This is a genomic window from Leclercia sp. AS011 (assembly GCF_037152535.1).
Taxonomy (GTDB): Bacteria; Pseudomonadota; Gammaproteobacteria; order Enterobacterales; family Enterobacteriaceae; genus Enterobacter.
On record NZ_JBBCMA010000004.1, the window covers coordinates 121,200 to 142,179 of the forward strand.

The 20,980-nt window shown below is 58.7% G+C and carries 23 protein-coding genes and 1 pseudogene; 8 read left to right on the forward strand and 16 right to left on the reverse strand.

Translation table 11 applies throughout. The features are described from left to right. The first annotated feature begins 101 nt into the window (after positions 1 to 101). The 3 genes from yrbN (at position 102) to mtr (ending at position 3,487) form a co-directional block, all read left to right on the forward strand. Positions 102 to 182 carry a protein YrbN gene (gene yrbN, locus WFO70_RS22530; protein WP_138370335.1) on the forward strand — a complete coding sequence of 27 codons (81 nt, stop codon included), beginning with the start codon at positions 102 to 104 and terminating at the stop codon, positions 180 to 182. Further along, entirely contained in the window at positions 175 to 2,100 is a 1,926-nt protein-coding gene (locus WFO70_RS16680; protein WP_142487231.1) for a DEAD/DEAH family ATP-dependent RNA helicase, read from the forward strand. The genes yrbN and WFO70_RS16680 overlap by 8 nt, the downstream gene beginning before the upstream one ends. Before the next feature lie 142 nt (positions 2,101 to 2,242). Next, the gene (mtr, locus tag WFO70_RS16685; RefSeq protein ID WP_337017631.1) at positions 2,243 to 3,487 is read left to right on the forward strand and encodes a tryptophan permease; all 1,245 of its coding nucleotides are present in this window, start codon (positions 2,243 to 2,245) and stop codon (positions 3,485 to 3,487) included. 85 nt (positions 3,488 to 3,572) lie between these two features. Here the strand turns inward: mtr and WFO70_RS16690 are convergent, their stop codons facing one another. The 3 genes from WFO70_RS16690 to ubiU form a co-directional block, all read right to left on the reverse strand. Beyond that, entirely contained in the window at positions 3,573 to 4,580 is a 1,008-nt protein-coding gene (locus tag WFO70_RS16690; RefSeq protein WP_337017632.1) for a luciferase-like monooxygenase, read from the reverse strand. A gap of 79 nt (positions 4,581 to 4,659) precedes the next feature. Beyond that, entirely contained in the window at positions 4,660 to 5,538 is an 879-nt protein-coding gene (locus WFO70_RS16695) for a U32 family peptidase (protein ID WP_337017634.1), read from the reverse strand. 8 nt (positions 5,539 to 5,546) lie between these two features. Beyond that, the gene (gene ubiU / locus WFO70_RS16700; protein ID WP_337017636.1) at positions 5,547 to 6,542 is read right to left on the reverse strand and encodes a ubiquinone anaerobic biosynthesis protein UbiU; all 996 of its coding nucleotides are present in this window, start codon (positions 6,540 to 6,542) and stop codon (positions 5,547 to 5,549) included. A 221-nt stretch (positions 6,543 to 6,763) separates the two neighbouring features. On the opposite strand from ubiU, the gene ubiT reads away from it, so the two are divergent. Together ubiT and WFO70_RS16710 are read left to right on the forward strand one after the other, a co-directional pair. Beyond that, positions 6,764 to 7,288 carry a ubiquinone anaerobic biosynthesis accessory factor UbiT gene (gene ubiT / locus WFO70_RS16705; protein WP_337017638.1) on the forward strand — a complete coding sequence of 175 codons (525 nt, stop codon included), beginning with the start codon at positions 6,764 to 6,766 and terminating at the stop codon, positions 7,286 to 7,288. Next, a complete protein-coding gene (locus WFO70_RS16710) occupies positions 7,282 to 7,785 on the forward strand; it encodes a GNAT family N-acetyltransferase (RefSeq protein ID WP_337017640.1) in 504 nt (167 codons plus the stop codon). The genes ubiT and WFO70_RS16710 overlap by 7 nt, the downstream gene beginning before the upstream one ends. On the opposite strand, the pseudogene WFO70_RS16715 reads toward WFO70_RS16710, so the two are convergent. After that, positions 7,772 to 8,112: pseudogene (locus tag WFO70_RS16715) on the reverse strand (GIY-YIG nuclease family protein). The gene WFO70_RS16710 and the pseudogene WFO70_RS16715 overlap by 14 nt on opposite strands. A 14-nt stretch (positions 8,113 to 8,126) precedes the next feature. On the opposite strand from WFO70_RS16715, the gene WFO70_RS16720 reads away from it, so the two are divergent. Beyond that, positions 8,127 to 8,561: a YhbP family protein gene (locus WFO70_RS16720; protein WP_337017642.1), complete on the forward strand. Its 435-nt coding sequence runs from the start codon at positions 8,127 to 8,129 to the stop codon at positions 8,559 to 8,561. Here WFO70_RS16720 and WFO70_RS16725 read toward each other — a convergent pair. Continuing rightward, positions 8,541 to 9,059 (reverse strand): type 1 glutamine amidotransferase domain-containing protein, encoded by a 519-nt coding sequence (locus tag WFO70_RS16725; protein ID WP_337017644.1) that lies wholly within the window; start codon positions 9,057 to 9,059, stop codon positions 8,541 to 8,543. The two genes, WFO70_RS16720 and WFO70_RS16725, sit on opposite strands and share 21 nt — an antisense overlap. A gap of 126 nt (positions 9,060 to 9,185) precedes the next feature. Here WFO70_RS16725 and WFO70_RS16730 point away from each other — a divergent pair, with 126 nt between their 5' ends. After that, entirely contained in the window at positions 9,186 to 9,830 is a 645-nt protein-coding gene (locus tag WFO70_RS16730; RefSeq protein WP_337017646.1) for an NAD(P)H-binding protein, read from the forward strand. A gap of 34 nt (positions 9,831 to 9,864) precedes the next feature. On the opposite strand, the gene dolP is transcribed toward WFO70_RS16730, so the two are convergent. From dolP to WFO70_RS16750, 4 genes are read right to left on the reverse strand one after another with little or no spacing between them, the layout of a single operon-like run. Then, entirely contained in the window at positions 9,865 to 10,440 is a 576-nt protein-coding gene (gene dolP, locus WFO70_RS16735) for a division/outer membrane stress-associated lipid-binding lipoprotein (protein ID WP_337017648.1), read from the reverse strand. A gap of 9 nt (positions 10,441 to 10,449) precedes the next feature. Beyond that, on the reverse strand, positions 10,450 to 11,040 hold the full coding sequence (gene diaA / locus WFO70_RS16740) for a DnaA initiator-associating protein DiaA (protein ID WP_032614385.1): 591 nt from the start codon (positions 11,038 to 11,040) through the stop codon (positions 10,450 to 10,452). A 21-nt stretch (positions 11,041 to 11,061) separates the two neighbouring features. Beyond that, entirely contained in the window at positions 11,062 to 11,457 is a 396-nt protein-coding gene (locus WFO70_RS16745) for a YraN family protein (protein WP_337017650.1), read from the reverse strand. Beyond that, complete coding sequence (locus WFO70_RS16750; RefSeq protein WP_337017652.1) at positions 11,415 to 13,499, reverse strand: penicillin-binding protein activator; 2,085 nt, start codon at positions 13,497 to 13,499, stop codon at positions 11,415 to 11,417. Before WFO70_RS16750 ends, WFO70_RS16745 begins: the two co-directional genes overlap by 43 nt. A gap of 62 nt (positions 13,500 to 13,561) precedes the next feature. Here WFO70_RS16750 and rsmI point away from each other — a divergent pair, with 62 nt between their 5' ends. Then, on the forward strand, positions 13,562 to 14,425 hold the full coding sequence (gene rsmI / locus WFO70_RS16755; protein WP_337017654.1) for a 16S rRNA (cytidine(1402)-2'-O)-methyltransferase: 864 nt from the start codon (positions 13,562 to 13,564) through the stop codon (positions 14,423 to 14,425). A gap of 107 nt (positions 14,426 to 14,532) precedes the next feature. Here the strand turns inward: rsmI and WFO70_RS16760 are convergent, their stop codons facing one another. From WFO70_RS16760 to WFO70_RS16790, 7 genes are all read right to left on the reverse strand, one after another. Next, positions 14,533 to 15,306, reverse strand: coding sequence for a DeoR/GlpR family DNA-binding transcription regulator (locus WFO70_RS16760; protein ID WP_337017656.1), 774 nt, complete (start codon positions 15,304 to 15,306; stop codon positions 14,533 to 14,535). A gap of 110 nt (positions 15,307 to 15,416) precedes the next feature. Further along, positions 15,417 to 16,460, reverse strand: a complete 1,044-nt coding sequence (gene gatD, locus WFO70_RS16765; RefSeq protein WP_337017657.1) for a galactitol-1-phosphate 5-dehydrogenase — start codon at positions 16,458 to 16,460, stop codon at positions 15,417 to 15,419. Between the two features lie 42 nt (positions 16,461 to 16,502). Next, positions 16,503 to 17,876, reverse strand: a complete 1,374-nt coding sequence (locus WFO70_RS16770; RefSeq protein ID WP_337017659.1) for a PTS galactitol transporter subunit IIC — start codon at positions 17,874 to 17,876, stop codon at positions 16,503 to 16,505. 4 nt (positions 17,877 to 17,880) lie between these two features. Next, on the reverse strand, positions 17,881 to 18,165 hold the full coding sequence (gatB, locus tag WFO70_RS16775) for a PTS galactitol transporter subunit IIB (RefSeq protein ID WP_337017661.1): 285 nt from the start codon (positions 18,163 to 18,165) through the stop codon (positions 17,881 to 17,883). A 27-nt stretch (positions 18,166 to 18,192) separates the two neighbouring features. Then, a complete protein-coding gene (gatA, locus tag WFO70_RS16780; protein ID WP_337017662.1) occupies positions 18,193 to 18,660 on the reverse strand; it encodes a PTS galactitol transporter subunit IIA in 468 nt (155 codons plus the stop codon). Between the two features lie 14 nt (positions 18,661 to 18,674). Continuing rightward, complete coding sequence (gene gatZ / locus WFO70_RS16785) at positions 18,675 to 19,946, reverse strand: tagatose-bisphosphate aldolase subunit GatZ (RefSeq protein WP_337017665.1); 1,272 nt, start codon at positions 19,944 to 19,946, stop codon at positions 18,675 to 18,677. Positions 19,947 to 19,967: 21 nt separating this feature from the next. Continuing rightward, positions 19,968 to 20,822, reverse strand: a complete 855-nt coding sequence (locus WFO70_RS16790) for a tagatose bisphosphate family class II aldolase (protein ID WP_337017667.1) — start codon at positions 20,820 to 20,822, stop codon at positions 19,968 to 19,970. Between the last annotated feature and the right edge of the window lie 158 nt (positions 20,823 to 20,980).

Below are 20,980 nucleotides of genomic sequence, written 5' to 3' on the forward strand. Positions count from 1 at the left end.
ACATAACATCAGCCCGTAATCTTTTTTGATTGCCATCATCTTAACGGGTGAGGGCGTTGTTGTTCGTCAATACACCTACTTTGAGCCGGTTCACACTTTCAATGAAAATTACCGAAAATTTTCACGATGAGTTATGTAGACTGGCCGCCATTGACATTGAGGCACTCGTACTACATGGCTGAATTCGAAACCACTTTTGCAGATCTGGGCCTGAAGGCTCCTATCCTTGAATCCCTTAACGATCTGGGTTACGAAAAACCATCTCCGATCCAGGCAGAATGTATCCCACATCTGCTCTCTGGTCGTGACGTGCTGGGCATGGCCCAGACTGGTAGCGGTAAAACTGCAGCATTCTCGCTGCCGCTGCTGAACAACATCGATCCGGACCTGCGTGCACCGCAGATCCTCGTACTCGCTCCGACCCGTGAACTGGCTGTTCAGGTTGCGGAAGCGATGACTGAATTCTCTAAACATATGCGCGGCGTAAACGTGGTTGCTCTGTACGGCGGCCAGCGTTATGACGTGCAGTTACGCGCCCTGCGTCAGGGTCCACAGATCGTCGTCGGTACCCCGGGTCGTCTGCTGGATCACCTGAAACGCGGTACGCTGGATCTCTCTAAGCTGAGCGGTCTGGTACTGGATGAAGCTGACGAAATGCTCCGCATGGGCTTCATCGAAGACGTAGAAACCATCATGGCGCAGATCCCGGAAGGTCATCAGACCGCTCTGTTCTCTGCAACGATGCCGGAAGCGATCCGTCGTATTACCCGTCGCTTTATGAAGGATCCGCAGGAAGTGCGTATCCAGTCCAGCGTTACTACTCGCCCGGACATCAGCCAGAGCTACTGGTCTGTCTACGGCATGCGTAAAAATGAAGCGCTGGTTCGTTTCCTGGAAGCAGAAGATTTTGATGCGGCGATCATCTTCGTTCGTACCAAAAACGCAACTCTGGAAGTGGCCGAAGCACTGGAGCGTAGCGGCTATAACAGCGCAGCCCTGAACGGCGACATGAACCAGGCCCTGCGTGAGCAGACTCTGGAGCGTCTGAAAGACGGTCGTCTGGATATCCTGATTGCAACCGACGTGGCAGCACGTGGTCTGGACGTTGAGCGTATCAGCCTGGTTGTTAACTATGACATCCCGATGGACTCCGAGTCTTACGTTCACCGTATCGGCCGTACCGGTCGTGCAGGTCGTGCAGGTCGTGCGCTGCTGTTCGTTGAGAACCGCGAGCGTCGTCTGCTGCGTAACATCGAACGCACCATGAAGCTGACCATTCCAGAAGCTGACCTGCCTAACGCAGATCTGCTGGGCAAACGCCGCCTGGAAAAATTCGCCGCGAAAGTACAGCAGCAGCTGGAAAGCAGCGATCTGGACCAGTACCGTGCGCTGCTGGCGCAGATCCAGCCTACCGCTGAAGGCGAAGAGCTGGATATGGAAACGCTGGCTGCCGCTCTGCTGAAGATGGCGCAGGGTGAACGTTCCCTGATCGTGCCACCAGATGCACCGATGCGTCCTAAGCGTGAATTCCGTGACCGTGACGATCGTTTCGAACGTCGTGGCGACCGTAATGACCGCAACGACCGTGGCCCACGTGGCGACCGTCCAGAGCGTGGTGGTGAAGACCGTCCACGTCGCGAACGTCGTGATGCTGGCGAAATGGAACTGTACCGCATTGAAGTGGGCCGTGATGATGGTGTTGAAGTTCGTCACATCGTTGGCGCGATCGCTAACGAAGGCGACATCAGCAGCCGTTACATCGGTAACATCAAGCTGTTCGGTACTCACTCCACCATCGAGCTGCCAAAAGGTATGCCGGGCGAGGTGCTGCAGCACTTCACCCGTACCCGCATCCTGAACAAGCCGATGAACATGCAGCTGCTGGGTGATGCTCAGCCGCGTCCGGACCGTGGTCCGCGTCGTGAGGGCGATCGTCCTGCTGGCCGTGGTTTCGGTGGCGGTGAACGTCGTGAAGGCGGTCGTGGTCCTCGTCGTGAAGGCGCTGCACCAGGTGCAGGTCGTTTCAGCGGTGAGCGTCGCGAAAGCCGCGGCCCACGTCGTGAAGATGGCGGCGCACCTGCCCGTCGTCGTGACGCGTAAGCCTTACGCTTCAGTCGTAAAGTAATATATACAGCCCCGATAGCGATATCGGGGCTTTTTTTATTCCCTTTGTACTATTGTACTGGTACAGTGCAGCACATTAAGATGCAGGTCCCAAATTTTTGACTGGAGAATAGGCTGTATGGCGACACTAACCACCACCCAAACGTCACCCTCGCTGCTCGGCGGTGTGGTGATCATCGGCGGTACCATCATTGGCGCAGGGATGTTCTCCCTGCCGGTGGTGATGTCCGGGGCGTGGTTCTTCTGGTCGCTGGCGGCGCTGGTCTTCACCTGGTTCTGTATGCTGCATTCAGGCCTGATGATCCTCGAAGCTAACCTCAACTATCGTATCGGGTCGAGCTTCGACACCATCACCCGCGACCTGCTGGGCAAACGCTGGAATATCGTCAACGGCATCTCCATTGCCTTTGTGCTCTATATCCTGACTTACGCCTATATATCGGCGAGCGGTTCGATTCTGCATCACACCTTCTCGGAGATGTCGCTGGACGTTCCGGCGCGGCTGGCGGGGCTGTGCTTCGCGTTGGGCGTGGCGTTTATCGTCTGGATGAGTACCAAAGCGGTCAGCCGCATGACGGCCATTGTACTGGGTGCAAAGGTTATCACCTTCTTCCTGACCTTCGGCAGCCTGCTGGGGCACGTCACCCCTGCTACGTTGTTTAACGTGGCGGAGAGCAACACTTCCTATTCGCCATATCTACTGATGACCCTGCCGTTCTGTCTGGCGTCGTTTGGCTATCACGGCAACGTGCCAAGCCTGATGAAGTATTACGGCAAAGACCCGCGTACCATCGTGAAGTGTCTGGTTTACGGTACGCTGCTGGCGCTGGGGCTGTATGTCATCTGGCTGCTGGGGACGATGGGCAACATCCCACGTCCGGAATTTATCGGTATTGCGCAGAAGGGCGGTAACATTGATGTGCTGGTGCAGGCCTTGAGTGGAGTGCTGAACAGCCGCAGTCTGGATCTGCTGCTGGTGATCTTCTCCAACTTTGCCGTGGCGAGTTCGTTCCTCGGCGTGACGCTGGGGCTGTTTGACTATCTGGCGGATCTGTGTGGCTTTGATGATTCCGCACTGGGCCGTCTGAAAACCGCGCTGCTGACCTTCCTGCCGCCGGTGATCGGTGGCCTGTTGTGGCCAAACGGCTTCCTGTATGCCATTGGCTATGCGGGGCTGGCGGCAACTATCTGGGCCGCAATTGTACCGGCGCTGCTGGCGCGTAAATCACGTAAACGCTTCGGCAGTCCAAAATTCCGCGTGTGGGGCGGCAAACCGATGATCGCGCTGATCCTGGTATTCGGGATTGGCAACGCGCTGGTCCACGTGCTGTCGAGCTTTAATCTGCTGCCGGTGTATCAATAAGTTTTTGTGCCGGATAGCGGCTACGCCTTATCCGGCCTACGCGATGCCGTAGGCCCGGTAAGCGAAGCGCCACCGGGCAAAAAGATTACCCCACCAACTCTTCTTTCACCTGCATCGCCAGATCGAACGAATGTAACCGCGCCTGGTGATCGAAAATCTGCCCGTTCACCATGATCTCGTCGGCCTGAGTCTCGCGGAGCACCGCTTCCAGACCGTGCCGTACTTTCGCTTTATCGCCCACCAGCGACATGCTCAGCGCCTGCTGGACGCCATACTGCTCTGAGGCGGACCACAGCTGATGCATATTCTCCACCGGCGGCGGCAGTTGCCCCGTTTCGCCGCGGCGCAGCTTCATAAATGCCTGCTGCATGGAGGTAAAGAGGAATTCCGCATCGCGGTTGCTGTCGGCGGCAATGATGTTGATACAGACCATTGCGTACGGTTTTTCCAGCCGCGCGGAGGGTTTGAAGTTCGTGCGATAGAGGTGCAGCGCCTGGTGCAGCATATCCGGCGCAAAGTGCGATGCGAAGGCAAACGGCAGGCCCAGCTGGGCGGCCAGTTGAGCGCTGTACAGGCTCGAGCCCAGCAGCCAGACCGGGATCTGCTCGCCGTAGCCCGGAACCGGACGCACCTGCGGGTTCGGGTCATGGGCGTCGAACCAGTCCACCAGCTCCGCCACATCGCGCGGGAAGTTATCGATATCGCCACTCATATGACGGCGCAGCGCGCGCATGGTTGGCTGATCGCTGCCCGGTGCACGGCCCAGCCCGAGATCGATGCGGCCAGGATAGAGGGTGTTCAGGGTGCCAAACTGTTCGGCAATCACCAGCGGGGAGTGGTTCGGCAGCATCACGCCGCCCGAGCCTAAATGCAGGGTGGTGGTATTGGCCGCCAGATAGCCGAGCAGCACCGAGGTGGCCGCACTGGCGATCCCGACCATATTGTGGTGTTCCGCCAGCCAGTAGCGATGATAGCCGCGCTGTTCAGCCAGGCGGGCGAGATCCAGCGAGTGGGTAAAGGCTTCCCGTGCCGAGGAGCCTTCAGGGATCGGTGCCAGGTCCAGCACCGAAAACGGAATGGATTTATCAGTCATAACAGCTCACTTTGTCGACGGTGAATCTTTTAATAGTGCATTAAAAATGAATACACGTTGTTAACAAAGTGAGCTTTTTTTAAACCTGCAACTCCAGCCCCGCCAGACGTCGCCAGTAGCCGTTACACTCGCTGTTCGCGGTAAGCGGCAGCGGGGCAGCGCCATTCTCGTTGGCACGGAAGGCATCAATCATGGCGAAGGTTTCCGGGCCCAGCGGTGACAGGCGCACCATATCCACCAGCCCTTGCATCGAGGCCAGCTCGTTGCCGAGGTTGTAAACGTAGCCGCTCATGGTCTGAATACCGTTCAGGACAAACACCTGCTGATTCTCCTGCGACAGCACGCTGCGCCCGTTCGGGTATTTGATGCAGCAGGTTTCGCACTCGTCTTTCGGCAGGTTTTCGGATCGCGCGGTAAAGCAGCGGGCGGAGTAGGCCAGCGGCAGATGGCCGTAGCTCAGCACCTCCACCTCAAACTGATTGCGGATCCCCAGCTCGTCGCACTGCGTCAGCACATTGGCCAGCCAGTCGCGGGACAGCTCCACCGGCATACACCAGCGCGTCATACCCTGTTTGAGCAGCAGGCGCAGGGTGACGGCGTTATAGCAGTTCAGCGCATGGCCGGCGACAAAGGGCAGTTTACGCTCGGCGCACAGGTTCACCACGCCGAGGTCGCTGGCTTCCAGCAGAAACTCGCCGTTGTCGACGTAGCGCTTCAGCTCGTTCAGTTCGGACGAAGCCTGCACCAGCGCCAGAGTGGAGAGCACCACCTGCTTGCCGCTGTCGGCCAGGCTTTTCGCCATCTCCAGCCAGTCGCCCACTTTGGTGGCGCGACGCTTACTGCATACCGCCTCGCCGAGATAGATCACATCGGCCTGGCTGGTAGCCGCCTGCTGGTAAAAATCTTCCAGCGTCTCTTTTGACCAGTAGTAGAGCACCGGTCCTAATGAATATTTCATGCGTTATCTCACTGCCATTTACGGTGATACGCGCCCAGCGTGGTCTGGGTACCTTCGGACATTGCGCCCAGGGTCTCCATCCACGCAGGCTGCGGGGCATAGTGCTTAGGATCCGCCATGCAGCGGTCGATCGCCTGACGCCATACTTTTGCCACCTGGCTGACGTAGGCCGGGCTGCGCTGGCGACCTTCGATTTTCACCGAGGCGATATTGGCGGCCAGCAGCTCCGGCAGCAGCTCCAGGGTGTTGAGGCTGGTGGGCTCTTCCAGGGCATGATAGCGTTCGCCATCCACCAGATAGCGGCCTTTACACAGCGTCGGATAGCCCGCGTTTTCATCGTCCTGATAGCGGTCGATCAGCACCTCGTTCAGGCGCGATTCCAGCCCCTGCGGCGTTTGCTGCCAGCGTACGAAGCGGGCCGGAGAGCAGGCACCCACGGTATTCGGCGATTCACCGGTTAAGTAGGAGGAGAGATAGCAGCGTCCTTCGGCCATAATGCACAGGCTGCCAAAAGCAAAAACTTCCAGCGGCACTGGCGTGACGCGCGCCAGTTGCTTAACCTGATGAATAGACAGCACACGCGGCAGCACCACGCGCGCCACGTCGAAGTTGCGATGATAAAAGCGAATGGCCTCTTCGTTGGTGGCTGATGCCTGAACCGAGACATGGCGCTCAATATGGGGATAGCGTTCGGCGGCATACTCCAGCATAGCGAGGTCGGCAAGGATCAGCGCGTCCGCGCCCAGCTGTGCCGCCATATCCACCGCACGCTGCCAGCGTTGATAGCCGTCGGGGTGGGCAAAGGTATTAATGGCGATATGCAGCTTGCGGCGGTGCTGATGCACGAAGCTCACCGCTTCCTGCAGCTTTTTCTCGGTAAAATTGAGACCAGCGAAGTGACGGGCATTAGTATCGTCCTTCAGCCCGATATAAACCGCATCGGCGCCGTTTTCGATGGCCGCCTTAAGCGCCGGTAAGTTTCCGGCTGGGCAGAGCAGCTCCATAATTTATCCTGACGTTCGCAGCCCCAGAGGGATGCAAAATTGTTATCGAACAGCGATTTTAATTAACCACCCGGCGACAATTTTTGATTTAAGGCAGCTAATGGCGTATTGATGGCACCAATAATGGATTACGCCGGATGGCAGTTTGTTGATTTACGCCGCTATACCCACGACTGGATATGGCAAAATATCAGGACTATAGATATCAGGGAGTATTGCTCGTGCTGGATAAACTGCGTTCACGTCTCGTACAATTTGGCCCATCGCTTCTGAGCGTGCCGGTGAAGCTGGCGCCCTTTGCGCTAAAGCGCCAGGTGCTGGAGCAGGTGCTGAGCTGGCAGTTCCGCCAGGCGCTGGCGGAGGGTGAGCTGGCATTTCTGGAAGGGCGCTGGTTAAGTATTGAGGTGCGGGACATTGGCCTGCGCTGGTATACCTCCGTAGAAAATGAACAGCTGGTGGTACGCGAATCCGCCGAAGCGGATGTCAGCTTCCGCGCGGACGCCAGCGATCTGCTGATGATCGCGGCGCGTAAACAGGATCCTGACACACTCTTTTTCCAGCGCCGTCTGGTGATTGAAGGCGATACCGAGTTAGGTCTGTATGTCAAAAACCTGATGGATGCTATTGAGCTGGAGCAAATGCCAAAGCCGCTGCGCGTGGCGCTGCTGCAACTGGCCGATTTTGTCGAGGCGGGTCTGAAAACTCCGCCGGAGAGTAAACACACTTCTGTAGGTGAGCCATGTTGATTCGAATAGAGATTGGGATCGATGCGCCGGGTATCGATGCCTTATTACGCCGGACCTTCGAAGGAGACGGTGAGGCGCAACTGGTTCAGGACCTTCGTGAAGATGGCCTGATTACCCTGGGGCTGGTGGCTACCGACGACGAGGGCCAGGTTGTCGGCTATGTCGCCTTTAGTCCGGTCACCGTGCAGGGCGAAGAGTTGCAGTGGGTCGGCATGGCGCCGCTGGCGGTGGATGAAAACTACCGTGGACAAGGCCTGGCGCGTCAGCTGGTTTACGAAGGGCTGGACTCGCTCAATGAGTTTGGCTATGCCGCGGTGGTCACGCTGGGCGATCCGGCGTTCTACAGCCGTTTAGGCTTCGAGAAAGCGGCCAATTACGATCTGCGCTGCCGCTGGCCGGGCACCGAGTCAGCTTTCCAGCTGCACCCTCTAGCGGATGATGCCCTTAACGGCGTCAGCGGTCTGGTCGAATACCACGACCACTTCAATCGCTTTTAATCAGCGGCGTTTGCAGGCTCTCGCGTAGCGCCTCGAACGTCCCATCTCCGCTGACGAGGCGCTCCTTCTGGCGCTTCGTCAGCTGTTTGATCCGGTACTCCAGCCGCAGCGCCAGCGAACGATCCCCCACCACGGCGGAAAACGCCAGCATCAGCTCCCCTTTGCCGCGTAACGCCTTCGCCCCTTTTCCGGTCTGATGTTGCAGGAAGCGGCGCGGCACATCGGTCGTGATGCCCGTATAGAGCGCATTATCAGCGGTTCGAACAAGATAGAGAAACCAGCACACGGCGAAAGATTCAGTATGTTAAGGTGAACGCACCTTAGCACGAGAGAGAAGCGAAATGGAAACTCTGGCCGCCATCAACCGCTGGCTGGCGAAGCAGCACGTCGTCACCTGGTGCGTTCACCATGACGATGACCTGTGGTGCGCAAATGCCTTTTACTATTACGACCCGCAACGCGTGGCGTTTTACGTCCTGAGCGAAGATAAAACCCGGCATGCGCAGATGAGCGGCAGGCAGGCGAAGGTGGCGGGCACCGTCAACGGGCAGCCGAAAACCGTGGCCTTGATCCGCGGGGTACAGTTTAAAGGGGAGATCCGTCGTCTGGAGGGGGAGGAAAGCGACGCGATGCGCAAGCACTACATTCGCCGCTTCCCGGTTGCCGCCGCCATGCCAGCCCCCATGTGGGAGATCCGTCTGGATGAACTCAAGTTCACTGACAACACGTTAGGCTTTGGCAAAAAACATCACTGGCTACGCGCCGAGCAGGCGTAACGCCTCACGGTTAAAGGCGATAAGATCTTCCGGCGTGCGGCTGGTGACCAGCTGATCTTTGTCGACCACGACCTCCTGATCGTAAAAATCCGCCCCGGCGTTTTTCAGATCGATGGCGATCGATTTCACGCCCGTCAGTTTGCGACCGCGTACCACTTCGGCGCTGATCAGCAGCTGCGGGCCGTGGCAGATAGCGAAGACCGGTTTACCGGACGCGACAAAATCTTTGGTAAAGGTCACGAAGCGCGAGTCGCTGCGCAGCGAGTCCGGAGAGTGGCCGCCGGGCAGCAGCAGGGCGTCAAACTCTGCGGGCCGCACCTCGTCGATGGCCTTATCAATGGCAACGCTGGCCTCGCCTTTATGGCCTTTCACCGTTTTTCCCGCCTGTTTTTCGATTGTGATCACCTCATGCCCCGCTTTGCGAAACGCCTCGGCAGGCGAGGTGAACTCTGAATCTTCAAACTCGTCGGTGATCAAGACTGCAATTTTCTTGCTCATGCTTCCTCCGTTGTTTTGGCTTCAGACAGCTTTTTCTTCGCTTGTGGTAGATACTTAGCGATGAGACTACTAAGTGTGGTTGAGGGATGTGAAATCGCATACGGACTAATCTGCAAAGGAGGAGTCATGAGTCAGGTTTTAATTACCGGCGCGACCGGTCTGGTGGGCGGGCACCTGCTGCGGATGCTTATTCAGGAGCGGAAGGTCAACTATATTGCCGCCCCGACGCGCCGTCCGCTGGGCGATATCGAGGGGGTGTTTAATCCGCACGATCCGCAGCTGACCGATGCGCTGGCGCAGGTTCAGGATCCGGTGGATACCGTCTTCTGCTGTCTGGGCACCACCCGGCGTGAAGCGGGCAGCAAAGAGGCCTTTATCCATGCCGACTACACCCTGGTGGTGGACACGGCCCTGACCGGCAAACGGCTCGGGGCGAAGCATCTGCTGGTAGTCAGCGCCATGGGCGCCAACACGCACTCGCCGTTCTTCTACAACAAGGTGAAAGGCAAAATGGAAGAGGCTCTGATTGCCCAGAAGTGGGAGCGGCTGACCATCCTGCGTCCGTCGATGCTGCTCGGGGAGCGGGAGAAGCATCGTTTCAACGAATCGCTGTTTGCGCCGCTGTTCAGCCTGTTGCCTGGCAATCTGAAGTCGATAGACGCGCGGGACGTGGCGCAGGTCATGCTGCAGGAGGCGCTGGGCACGTCACCGGCTGGCGTTAATATTATTCCGTCAGCGAAGATCAGGGAGATGGCGCAAGGCGAAGGCTGATGGCCCTCTGCCGATGGCAGAGGGCAGGGGAGCACTACTTCAGATAGGTAAACGCGGTGGTAACGTGCTTGACGCCGCTCACCCGGCTGGCGATATCCGCCGCCGCTTTCCCTTCACGGTCGGTGACCAGGCCAAGCAGGAACACTTCGCCGTTCTCGGTGGTCACTTTCACGTTGGAGGATTTCACCTGATCGCTGCCCAACAGCTGGGAGCGCACTTTGGTAGTGATCCAGGTATCGTTAGAGGCATCGCCCAGGCCAATCGGCTGGCCCTGACGCACTTCGTTAAACACCTCGGTGGTGCCTTCTACACCCATGGCGATCTGCTTCGCCCGGGCGGCAAGCTCGGTAGTCGGTGCCTGGCCTGCCAGCAGGACCTTGCCCTGATAAGCCGTGACGTTGATACGCGCTTCTTTCTTGATCTGTTGGTCTTTGGACAGGGCGCTATTGACGCGCAGTTCCAGAGTGCTGTCATCCACCTGTGTGCCCACGGAACGCGGGTCAGTCGCGGCTTTGGTGCTCACTGCGGCGGTACCCACTACCGCTGCAGCCACACATCCCTGAAGCAGCAGCGCAGAAATAAGGACTGCGAGGGGCGAAAGTGCCTTCATGTATACTCCTTAATCATCCTGGTGAGGGAAAAGCGTGTTGTCGATCAGATCGCATAAACAGTTCACCGTCAGCATGTGCATCTCCTGAATGCGCGCGCTGCGGTGGGAAGGAATACGGATCTCCACATCATGAGGACCTAACAGCCCCGCCAGCTCGCCGCCATCGTAGCCGGTCAGGGCGACGATAGTCATATCGCGCGTGACGGCGGCTTCAACGGCTTTGACGATGTCGCGGCTGTTGCCGCGCGTAGAGATTGCCAGCAGCACATCGCCGGCGTGCCCTAATGCACGGACCTGTTTGGCATAGATCTCATCATGAAGACGATCGTTGGCAATCGCCGTTAAGACCACGTTATCGGTATTAAGTGCAATGGCAGGTAAACTGGGGCGCTCTGTCTCAAAACGGTTGATCATACTGGCAGCAAAATGCTGTGCGTTGGCGGCCGAGGTGCCGTTGCCACAACAGAGGATTTTGTTGCCGTTGAGCAGGGATTGTACCAGCGTCATCGCCGCACGGGAGATAGCGTCCGGCAGCGCTTCTGCCGCTGCGATCTGAGTCTGAATGCTTTCGGTGAAGCACACCTTAATTCTTTCGAGCACGGTATCCCTTAACGATCTGATTTACGCGTCTGCGCCGAAGGCGTTTTTGAACCATTCGATGGCGTTTCCGGTGAAGGCTACCACATCGAACCGGCAATCCACAGTATCAAAGCTGCCATTATGCCGGACAAGCCACAACTGGGCGGTGAGTAATAATTTTTGTTGCTTGGCCCGGGTCACGCTGGCCGCGGCCCCGCCAAAGCGGGATGACTGACGGTAGCGCACCTCGATAAACACGATAGTCGGGCCATCCTGCATGATAAGGTCAATTTCACCGCCGCGCGCGCGAACGTTCGCGGCGATAAAGCGCAGTCCCTGGCGCTCAAGCCAGCGACGCGCCTGAAGCTCGCGCGCGTCGCCGGTCTGTTTACGGGTTAACTGGCCGGAACGATCTGTCCCTGCTGGTACTTGAGCCATGATAACTTCCTGTTAATCACGCAGTCCTGTGTGGCAGTCAGATCGCCGGTATTGCCGCTGATTTCAAAGCCTGGCACCTGGCGCATCTGGGTGAAATGGTTCGCCAGCGTCCAGGCGTCCACACCCATGGCGTACAGACGCGCCAGCGAGTAGTCGTTGCGCACGCTGCTCAGCGCCTGCTGCATCAGTGCCGGGTTGCTGCCCGCCAGCATTGGGATCTCGCTGTACTGCAGTCCTTCCATTTCGAGACGGAAGTCCGGGCCGGCGGTGCCCTGGGCGCTGCGCGAGCTGGCATACAGCGACACGCCGGCCTGGCTGCCGTTACGCATGGCGATCATCGGTTTGATAAAGCCAATCTCTTCCGGGGTGGCGACGATGTACGCCGCATCGATGTTGCCGCCGCCGCTGATCTGCGCATCCGTTGGCGGGGCGGGGATGGTCAGGCCGCCAATGGTCACGCCCTGCTGCTGTGGCAGGCTGGAGGTGACCGGGCTGCCGGTCAGGGCAATGCCCGAGCCGCCGTTAACGCCCGCACGCAGTTCCGTGCTGGAGCCAAATTTCTGCTGCAGTACGATGCCGCCGCCGAGCTGTTGCCACTCCTGGGCAAAGGCGTTGGCGACGCGATCGCCCAGCTGGCTGCGTGGGATCAGCAGCAGGGGAGCCTGCTTACCTTGCTCATGGATATGGCGCGCGGCATCGCGGGCTTCATCTTCCGGCGACAGGGCGAAGTAACAGACGTTCGGGCGATTCTGCACCTGCTCCGGCTGGTTGAGGGCCAGCACGTTTAGCGTGGTGTTACTCTTCATCAGCTCTTCGACGTTGTTTTTTAGCAACGGGCCGACCACGATGCTGGCACCATCCTGCTGGACCTGATTCAGGACCTGATCGAGTGGCTGGGCGCTGGTGTCATATACCTTCACCTCGGCGGCAGGATTGCCCGGGGCCTGAGGTGCCTGCGCGGTGGCAGGAGCTTGAGCGGGATCCTGCACGCTGCTATCCGGCGCGGCGACAGGTTGCGTGGTTTCAGGAGCCTGAACCGGATCCTGCATCGTCCCTTCCTGCGCGACGACAGGCTGGGCCGTGGTCAGGTCGTTGGTTTCGGCACTGGACGGGCTTACCACGTCACCGGCGTTAGCCGCCTGGGCGACTTGGGCGGGAACGGCACTACCCGTGACGGTAGCGGTGCCATTTCTCGCCGCATCAAAGCCCTGCTGGATCGTGCGGCCAAAGACGGCGGCCTGACCATCCAGCGGCAGCAGCAGAGCGATTTTGCTGGTGGAAGCAGGTTTGAAGTTCTGCACATTGACCAGCTGCGTCGGCAGCATAGTCGCGCCCGGGTTGTTCGGATAGCGGGTCTGCCAGTCTTTGATCCCGGCTTTGAGCATATTCGGATCGTTGCGGTTATCGAACCAGACGCGCTGCAGATCCAGCCAGCCCTGCAGGATATTTTCGTCGGCGTTAATCACCAGCGCATTGGCCTGATCCGGATTCATGGCGGAGAGCGTCTGCCAGGTCGCATCAATATTTTTCTGCTTTTCGGCGGTGGCGAGCAGCGGCTGCTGGGCAATCAGCGCCCGCAGCAGCGTCAGGGAAGGACGGCCCTGTTCCGCGGCAATACCGGCCTGCCAGAAACGCGCCTGCTGGTTTTTATCCAGGGTGCTGACGTCGATATTTCCCAGGATCTTCTTCGCCCCGGCAACGTCGTTTTGTGCAATTTTCAGTTCAGTGGCCAGCAGTGACTGCTCGCGGCGCTGGGTATCGCTCAGATCCTGCGGCAACTGGTTAAACAGATCGGCGGCATGCTGGGTTTTACCCTCTTTCAGCAGTGCACGAATGGCGAGTAATTGCCAGTTGATCCGGGTATCATCTGTGCTCTGCTCCATCTGGTGCAGATAGAAGCCGGAGTCGGCCTGGGCTGCACCCTCCATATGGGCAGCACTTTGATCGGGTGCCTGGGTACCGCAGCCCGCAAAGAGCAGGGCTGCCAGCACCAGCGGAAGGCTGCGCGTGACTTTATTATGAAGAAACGTTAAGGGTACCATACTGTATCCAGTGATATTTTTTACGCAATGCTCAATATTAAATCGGCAATACGGATGAAACAATGAAACAACACGAAACGGCAGATAATTCTCAGGGTCAGCTTTATATTGTACCTACTCCTATCGGGAATTTATCTGATATTACCCAACGTGCGCTCACCGTGTTGCAAAGCGTTGATCTTATTGCAGCTGAAGATACCCGCCACACCGGCCTGCTGCTGCAACATTTTGCGATTAACGCCCGCCTGTTTGCCCTGCACGATCACAACGAGCAGCAAAAAGCGGCCCTGCTGGTGGCCAAACTGAAAGAGGGGCAGAACATCGCCCTGGTGTCCGATGCTGGTACGCCGCTGATCAACGACCCGGGCTATCACCTGGTGCGTACCTGCCGCGAAGCCGGTATTCGCGTAGTCCCTCTTCCGGGGCCGTGCGCCGCCATTGCTGCCCTGAGCGCGGCGGGCCTGCCGTCAGATCGTTTCTGCTACGAGGGTTTCCTGCCCGCCAAATCCAAAGGCCGTCGCGACGTGCTGAAGGCGCTGGAAGCCGAACCCCGCACCCTGATCTTCTACGAATCCACCCACCGTCTGCTGGAGAGCCTGGAAGACATGGTAGCGGTCTGGGGCGAAGCGCGTTACGTGGTGCTGGCGCGTGAGCTGACCAAAACCTGGGAGACCATTCACGGCCTGCCGGTTGGCGAGCTGCTGGCCTGGGTGAAAGAGGACGAAAACCGCCGCAAAGGCGAGATGGTGCTGATTGTCGAAGGGCACAAAGCGACAGAGGACGCGCTGCCTGCCGATGCGCTGCGCACCCTCGCGCTGCTGCAGACCGAGCTGCCGCTGAAGAAAGCGGCCGCACTGGCGGCGGAGATCCACGGCGTGAAGAAGAACGCGCTGTATAAGTATGCGCTGGAGCAGCAGGGGGAGTAAGTTTTTTGCCGGGTGGCGCTTTGCTTACCCGGCCTACGGAACTGCGCTGACCCGGTTGTTGTAGGCCCGATAAGCGAAGCGCTATCGGGCATTTTCACCGCGCGCAGTTACACCACAATAAGCTCTACTGGCGTTTGTTTCAGGCTCTTCAGCTCTTTCTCACCGATCCCTTCGTCAGTAATCACACAGTCAATCTCCGCCATCGGCAGTACCTGATTAAACCCGCGGCGGTTGAACTTGCTCGCGTCCAGCACGGCAACCACTTTATGCGCCGCCGCGGCCATTACACTGCTGATCGAGTAGCCTTCGTTGAAGGTGGTGATGCCGTTGGTGGTGTCGATCCCGTCCGCTCCGACAAACATCAGGTCGGCGCTGATGCCTGCCAGTGAGCGCTCGGCGATGGTGCCGTGCATGGAGTGGGTTTTGTGGCGCACCGTGCCGCCGCATACCACCAGAGTGATGTCTTTGTTGTCCGACAGGGCGAAAGCGGCGGGCAGGCTGTTAGTGATCACCGTGATGTTGGCTTTCTTCGCCAGCGCTTCAGCGATCAGCATGGTGGTGCTGCCGCTGTCTAAAATGACCGTCATACCCTCTTCAATCATCGCCACCGCCGCCAGGGCGATGCGTTTTTTCGGGTCGCTGGCGAGGCTGTAGCGATCTTCCAGCAGCACTTCCTGATTTTCGTTTTCACTCAGATTACTGCCCGGTCTGGCGGCCCCGCCGTGAAAACGGGTCACCAGTCCTTTCTCTTCCAGCAGACGCAGATCCGTGCGGATGGTCACTTCGGAGATGCCAAAAGAATTCGAAAGGTCGAGCACTAATACGCTGCCGTTGGCATTCACCAGATCGACGATTTTGTTCCTTCGCTCAAATGAGTTCATTTTGTTTAGCCTGATAATTAACTAACTCCAGTTTAATCGAAGGGATGCGAAAGGTGAACGCTAGCGTTCGAAAGTAAATGTGAGCCAGCTCCGGTTGCTGGCTCCTGAGTTCAATCCAGACGCAACAGGATTTTGCCCTGCATCGGTGAGCCATTCAGTGCCTGAATAGCACGGGCAAAACTTTCGCTGTCGCCGGTATGGGCAATCAGCGGCTCCAGCTGCAATTTTTGCTCTTTGAGAAGCCGGGCGGCGGTCTCCCACTCAACGCCTGGCCATGGCGCGGAGTAGTTCATCCAGCTGCCCAGCAGGGTCAGCTCTTTGCGCAGGATCTTGCCAAAGGTGGCGGCAGATAACGTCAGGTCGTGATGCAACGTCCCCACCAGCGCCAGCTGGGCGCGGGGCCCGGCGATGTCGATGGCAAGGGCGACGGTTTGCGGCGTCCCGGCGGTCTCCAGCACCAGCTGATCGAAACGCGTCTCGTGAAGGGCAGTCAGCATCTCCTCCGCGCTCAGGATCTTGCTGTTGAACACCCGGGTTGCGCCGAGTGAGGTCGCCAGCGCCAGCTTGTCGTCATTGATATCAATGGCGGTCACGCTTGCCGCACCCAGCGCCAGCGCGCACTGCATCGCCAGCAGGCCGATGGTGCCCGCCCCGACGATGATCACATTTTTGCCCTCGCAACCCTGGGCAAGGTGGAACGCGTGCAGCCCGACGGTGATCGGCTCGATAAAAGCCCCGTCTTCAATGGTCATCTCCGCAGGCAGACGGAACAGGTTGGCGCGCTTCACCACAATATACTCTGCATTGCCCCCTTCGCTGCGGGAGCCGACAAACTGGTACTGCTTACACAGTGAGAAGTAGCCTTTTTCACACTCCGGGCAGGAGAAGCAGGGCAGCAGCGGCACGCAGGCCACCGCATCGCCCGCCTTCAGATCGTCGATGCCCGAGCCGCAGGCATCAACGTAGCCGCTGAATTCGTGCCCTAGGGTGATGGGGTAGTAGTGGGCTCCGTTGGCGAAAATACGCGGGATATCTGAACCGCATAAGCCCGAGCAGACTACGCGCACCCGCACATCATCCGCCGCCTGAATGTCCGGGACAGGGCGCTCTTCAACGCGCACCTGGCCCTCAGCATGAATTACCACTGATTTCATGATTCACTCCAGAAAAAAGAGGGGAGCAGCGCTCCCCGGATATTAAGAAGCCGTCTGGCTCTGTGGTGCCTCAGCGCGTTTTTCTGCTGCGCTAAAAGCACGGGCACGACGCCAGGTGAGCAGCACGCCGGTGAAGTAGATGGCACCAATCACCACGAACCCCACCAGGTTTTGCCAGGTAAAGAGCTGGATCAGCAGCCAGGTGACGGGCGAGCCGCCCTGATCCATGGAGGCCACCATTCCGCCCGCCTTCAGCGCCCCGGCATTCTCGGCCAGTTGCGTGTGCAGGCCGATGGTCTGGGTGGCGATCCACAGGGTGATGCCCATGATAATGACGCCGGAAATCAGGGTGCGGAACAGGTTGCCCTGATGTACCGCTACCGCCATGGCGACGAAGAAGCCGATGGTAGCGAGATCGCCAAACGGCAGGACCTGGTTACCCGGCACCAGCACCGCAATCAGGATGGTCAGCGGAATAAAGATCAGGCTGGCAGAGACCACCGAGGTATGGCCCAGCAGCAGCGCCGGATCGAGGCCGATTAAGAACTCCTGGCCGCCAAACTTCGCCTGCAGACGCTTACGCGCATGTTTGGCAATCGGCGTCAGGCCATCCATGATCGGCTTGATGACGCGCGGCATCAGCAGCATTACCGCGGCGGTTTTCACCGCCAGCTGCAGGACGTTTTTCGCGTCGTAACCGGCCAGCAGGCCGATGACCAGACCCATCACGAAACCGACCGTAACCGGCTCACCAAACGGGCCAAAGCGTCTCTGAACGTCGTCGGCGCTAAAGTGGATGCGATTGAGTCCCGGCATTTTCTCGATGAGCGTGTCCACCAGCACCGCAATCGGGCCAAGATAAGCGGACGAGCCGTGCGGGATGGCAATCCCTTCGAGGCCGAAGAAGTCCCGCGTGTCCCTGGCAAACCAGTCGCCCAGCTTGTAGACAAAGGCCGCGTGGACCACCACGCCGAGGATCCCGAGCCAGTAAGAGCCGGTCGCCAGGTGCAGCATCGCGCCGGTAAAGGTCATATGCCAGATGTTCCAGATATCAACGTTCACCACGCGGGTCATGCGGGTGACCAGCATCAGCACGTTAACGCCTATCGCCACCGGGATCGCCACCAGCGCAATCTGCGAGGCCCAGGTCATGGGCGAGGAGCCCGGCCAGCCGACGTCCACCACGTGGAGGTTGATCTGAAACTGCTCCGCCATCGCTTTGGCCGCCGGGCCAATAGAGTCGAGCATCAGGCCGATTACCAGCCCGATCCCGACAAAGCCAATCCCGATATGCAGACCGGACTTAAAGCAGTCGCCCAGCTTCATCCCCAGCAGCTTCGAGAAGATGATGATGACGATGGGTAGCATGACCGTCGGCCCCAGATCGAGGATATACCGCATGATTTCGGTAAACATGATCTTACCCCTCGAGGATGGTCAGGATTTTTTGCTGCAGGGCTTCAATGCCGACGCCCGACACAAACGGCATGCCGTGTACCACCGGAATTTCGCCAAAGGTCCGGTCAACTTTCGCGGTGGTGCAGATCAGGTCTGCGCCGTCCATATAGGTCTCAATTTCGGTGACCCGACACTGGACCAGATCCAGGGTGATGTTGTGGGCATCACACAGCTCTTTGATCTCTTCAGCGGCCATGGTGGATGTGGCAACGGCGCCGCCACAGGCAACGATAACTTTGCGTTTCATAGGGTACTCCTTCTTATTATCAGTATTTTATGAGGCGCGCTTGCAGGGTTCAGCCATCAGGATGGCCTCCTCAAACAGGGCCTCCAGCTGGTGGTCCGGCGCGGTCAATAGCGCCTCCAGCAGGGTGGGGTTTTGCAGCTCACTAAATAACCGACGCAGCAAGGTGAGCTGCGCCGCAGGGTTCTCCACAATCAGGGCGATAATCAGCGACACGGCAATCTCCGCATCGTCATCCGCCTGGTGAAAAAGCACCGGTTTATCCGGGCGAATCAGATAAAGTGCCGGCGCTTTCGCATGGACCGCCTCGCAGTGCGGGATCGCCACGGCATGTTTTTCCAGGGCAATGCCGGTGGGGAACACCGCCTCCCTTTCCAGCAGCGCGGCGGGATAAGTGGCGTGAACCACGCCTTTCGCCAGCATCTCCTCGCCGATATGGGCCAGCGCCTGCTGGCAGGTGGCAAAATCAATGCCGGTACGGACAAACAGTTTGCTCATGGTTCCTCCGGGTTTCAGACGGCGTCAGGGGCGCAGCCGTAGCGGTATGCGCGTAACACGTCCTGGATCTTGTCGATGACCAACGCCTGCGGTGTCGGGGCGAGGGCCTGGGCGGTGACGCGTTCAAACTGCACCGGCAGATACTGGCTGATAAGTCCCAGCGGCAGGGGCAGGGTGTCGAGGTTGGCGAGCAACTTGTCCACGCTCTGACGGATCCGCGGGTGCGGCCAGTAGTAACGGATACGGTCTGACAGACTAAAGTGAATATCCACCATCGCCTGGCTCCAGGTCGGGCGATAGTATTTTTTCCAGTAATCCGGCTCGTTCAGCATTACCTCGTCGATCACCTCCAGCACGCGGCTGCGATCTTCCGGGGCGATCAGCGCCGCTTCCATCTGCGCCAGGGCAAAAATCGCCTCGCGCAGGGCGAAGGTGAGGGCCGGACCGACCTTCAGGATCGCAAAGTGATCCCGCACCAGCGCCCGGTACGCCTGGCGTGACTGGTAGTCGGTAGAGTGGGCTTCATAGACCATCGGCGTCTGGCGGATCCAGCCTGAAAGCGCTTCGGCGGCGTGCGGCTGATAGTGGATGATCTGGGTGTGGTCGAACTCGACGCCGGGCTGCACCACGATGGCAATCACGCGGTCCATCGCCTCATCCAGCCCCAGCGCGTGGAACGCCGCCTGATGCGTTTCGAGGGTGCGGGCGGCATCCTCCACGCGGGTAACATGCACGCTGTCGATGCTGCTGGCTTCCCCGCCTGGCACCGGTACTTCGGTACCAATCACGTAGGTCAGCGCCGCCTTCTGCGCGTCGGTGGCGGTCTCTTCCGCCGCCTGGCACAGTCGTGCCGCGCGCTGAGCAACCACCACCGGATCCAGGGGAACAGGATCATCGGCGCAGGACATCGACGCATCGAGATGGATTTTGCTGAAGCCCGCCGCCACGTAAGCCTTGATCAGCGCCACGGCTTTTTCCATTGCCGTCTCTGCAGGCTCGTTCTGCCAGCAGTTGGGCCCCAGATGGTCTCCGCCGAGGATCAGGCGCTCGTTCGGGAAACCCACCTTTTCGGCGATGTTTAGCACAAAATCGCGGAAGTCGGCCGGCTTCATGCCGGTGTAACCGCCGTACTGATTCACCTGGTTGGACGTGGCTTCGATCAGCACGCTGTTGCCGCTCGTCAGGTCAAAGCGCAGGGCGGCTTCAATCACCAGCGGATGTGCTGAACAGACGGAACAGATACCGAGATGCTCTCCCGCCTTATGGCGGGCAATAATATTTTTCACCGTTTCCTCCGGTTTATGGGGTCAGAGTTTGCCTTCGCAGCCGCAGTCATGAATGACTTTGCGGACCACCTCTTTCATGGCGGCTTTGGCAGGGATCATGTAGTGACGGGGATCGCTGGCGTCAGGATGCTCCGCCAGGTAACTTTTCAGGGCGTCGGAGAACGCCATTTTCAGCTCGGTCGCGACGTTGACCTTGCAGATGCCGAGGCTGATAGCCCGGCGAATGTCAGCGGCAGAAAGACCGGACGCGCCGTGCAGCACCAGCGGCACCTCCACCTGACGGCGGATCTCCGCCAGACGTTCAAAATCGAGTTTTGGCGTGGCGGTGTAGAGGCCGTGGGCGGTGCCGATAGCGACGGCAAGGGAGTCGATGCCGGTCAGCGCCACGAACTCGCGGGCCTGCTGCGGGTTCGTGTAGAGGGCGTCTTTACTGTCGACCACCAGGTCATCTTCCTGGCCGCCGAGTCGACCCAGCTCCGCCTCGACGCTGACGTCATAGCGATGGCAGTAGTCAGTGACCTGTTTCACCAGCGCCACGTTGTCGGCAAACGGCAGATGCGAACCGTCGATCATCGCCGAGCGCACGCCTGCCTGCACTTTCTGCGCAATATCGTCGAACGTTTCGTGATGATCGAGATGGATCGCCAGCGGCTGGTTCCAGGTTTTTGCCAGATCGCCCGCGATAGCCACGATGTTGCCGATCCCGGCATAGCTGAAGGTGCCTGGCGTCCCGGCGACGATCAGCGGTGAGCGCAGCTCGGCGGAGGTCTCGACCACCACCTGCAGCGTTTCGAGATTATGAATATTAAAAGCCGGAACCGCGTAACCTTCCCGCTGGGCCTTCGTAAGCATCGCTTTGGTCGAAATGATGTACATCCTTCCTCCGAAACCTTTCGTTTGTTTTCTTCGAAAGAAGATATAGTGTTTCGGAATGCTTTTTTGTGATTGAACTCGTAAAAACGAAAGAAGCGAAAGTGAAAGGAAGGTTGCGAAAGAAGGAAAAGCAAAAAAAAAGCATGGCCGGAGCCATGCTA

What these genes read in the sequence shown, in the direction of transcription:
- yrbN (WP_138370335.1), top strand. Translation starts at nt 102, where the DNA reads ATGAAAATTACCGAAAATTTTCACGATGAGTTATGTAGACTGGCCGCC.
- WFO70_RS16680 (WP_142487231.1), top strand. Translation starts at nt 175, where the DNA reads ATGGCTGAATTCGAAACCACTTTTGCAGATCTGGGCCTGAAGGCTCCT.
- mtr (WP_337017631.1), top strand. Translation starts at nt 2,243, where the DNA reads ATGGCGACACTAACCACCACCCAAACGTCACCCTCGCTGCTCGGCGGT.
- WFO70_RS16690 (WP_337017632.1), bottom strand. Translation starts at nt 4,580, where the DNA reads ATGACTGATAAATCCATTCCGTTTTCGGTGCTGGACCTGGCACCGATC.
- WFO70_RS16695 (WP_337017634.1), bottom strand. Translation starts at nt 5,538, where the DNA reads ATGAAATATTCATTAGGACCGGTGCTCTACTACTGGTCAAAAGAGACG.
- ubiU (WP_337017636.1), bottom strand. Translation starts at nt 6,542, where the DNA reads ATGGAGCTGCTCTGCCCAGCCGGAAACTTACCGGCGCTTAAGGCGGCC.
- WFO70_RS16710 (WP_337017640.1), top strand. Translation starts at nt 7,282, where the DNA reads ATGTTGATTCGAATAGAGATTGGGATCGATGCGCCGGGTATCGATGCC.
- WFO70_RS16720 (WP_337017642.1), top strand. Translation starts at nt 8,127, where the DNA reads ATGGAAACTCTGGCCGCCATCAACCGCTGGCTGGCGAAGCAGCACGTC.
- WFO70_RS16725 (WP_337017644.1), bottom strand. Translation starts at nt 9,059, where the DNA reads ATGAGCAAGAAAATTGCAGTCTTGATCACCGACGAGTTTGAAGATTCA.
- WFO70_RS16730 (WP_337017646.1), top strand. Translation starts at nt 9,186, where the DNA reads ATGAGTCAGGTTTTAATTACCGGCGCGACCGGTCTGGTGGGCGGGCAC.
- dolP (WP_337017648.1), bottom strand. Translation starts at nt 10,440, where the DNA reads ATGAAGGCACTTTCGCCCCTCGCAGTCCTTATTTCTGCGCTGCTGCTT.
- WFO70_RS16745 (WP_337017650.1), bottom strand. Translation starts at nt 11,457, where the DNA reads ATGGCTCAAGTACCAGCAGGGACAGATCGTTCCGGCCAGTTAACCCGT.
- WFO70_RS16750 (WP_337017652.1), bottom strand. Translation starts at nt 13,499, where the DNA reads ATGGTACCCTTAACGTTTCTTCATAATAAAGTCACGCGCAGCCTTCCG.
- rsmI (WP_337017654.1), top strand. Translation starts at nt 13,562, where the DNA reads ATGAAACAACACGAAACGGCAGATAATTCTCAGGGTCAGCTTTATATT.
- WFO70_RS16760 (WP_337017656.1), bottom strand. Translation starts at nt 15,306, where the DNA reads ATGAACTCATTTGAGCGAAGGAACAAAATCGTCGATCTGGTGAATGCC.
- gatD (WP_337017657.1), bottom strand. Translation starts at nt 16,460, where the DNA reads ATGAAATCAGTGGTAATTCATGCTGAGGGCCAGGTGCGCGTTGAAGAG.
- WFO70_RS16770 (WP_337017659.1), bottom strand. Translation starts at nt 17,876, where the DNA reads ATGTTTACCGAAATCATGCGGTATATCCTCGATCTGGGGCCGACGGTC.
- gatB (WP_337017661.1), bottom strand. Translation starts at nt 18,165, where the DNA reads ATGAAACGCAAAGTTATCGTTGCCTGTGGCGGCGCCGTTGCCACATCC.
- gatA (WP_337017662.1), bottom strand. Translation starts at nt 18,660, where the DNA reads ATGAGCAAACTGTTTGTCCGTACCGGCATTGATTTTGCCACCTGCCAG.
- WFO70_RS16790 (WP_337017667.1), bottom strand. Translation starts at nt 20,822, where the DNA reads ATGTACATCATTTCGACCAAAGCGATGCTTACGAAGGCCCAGCGGGAA.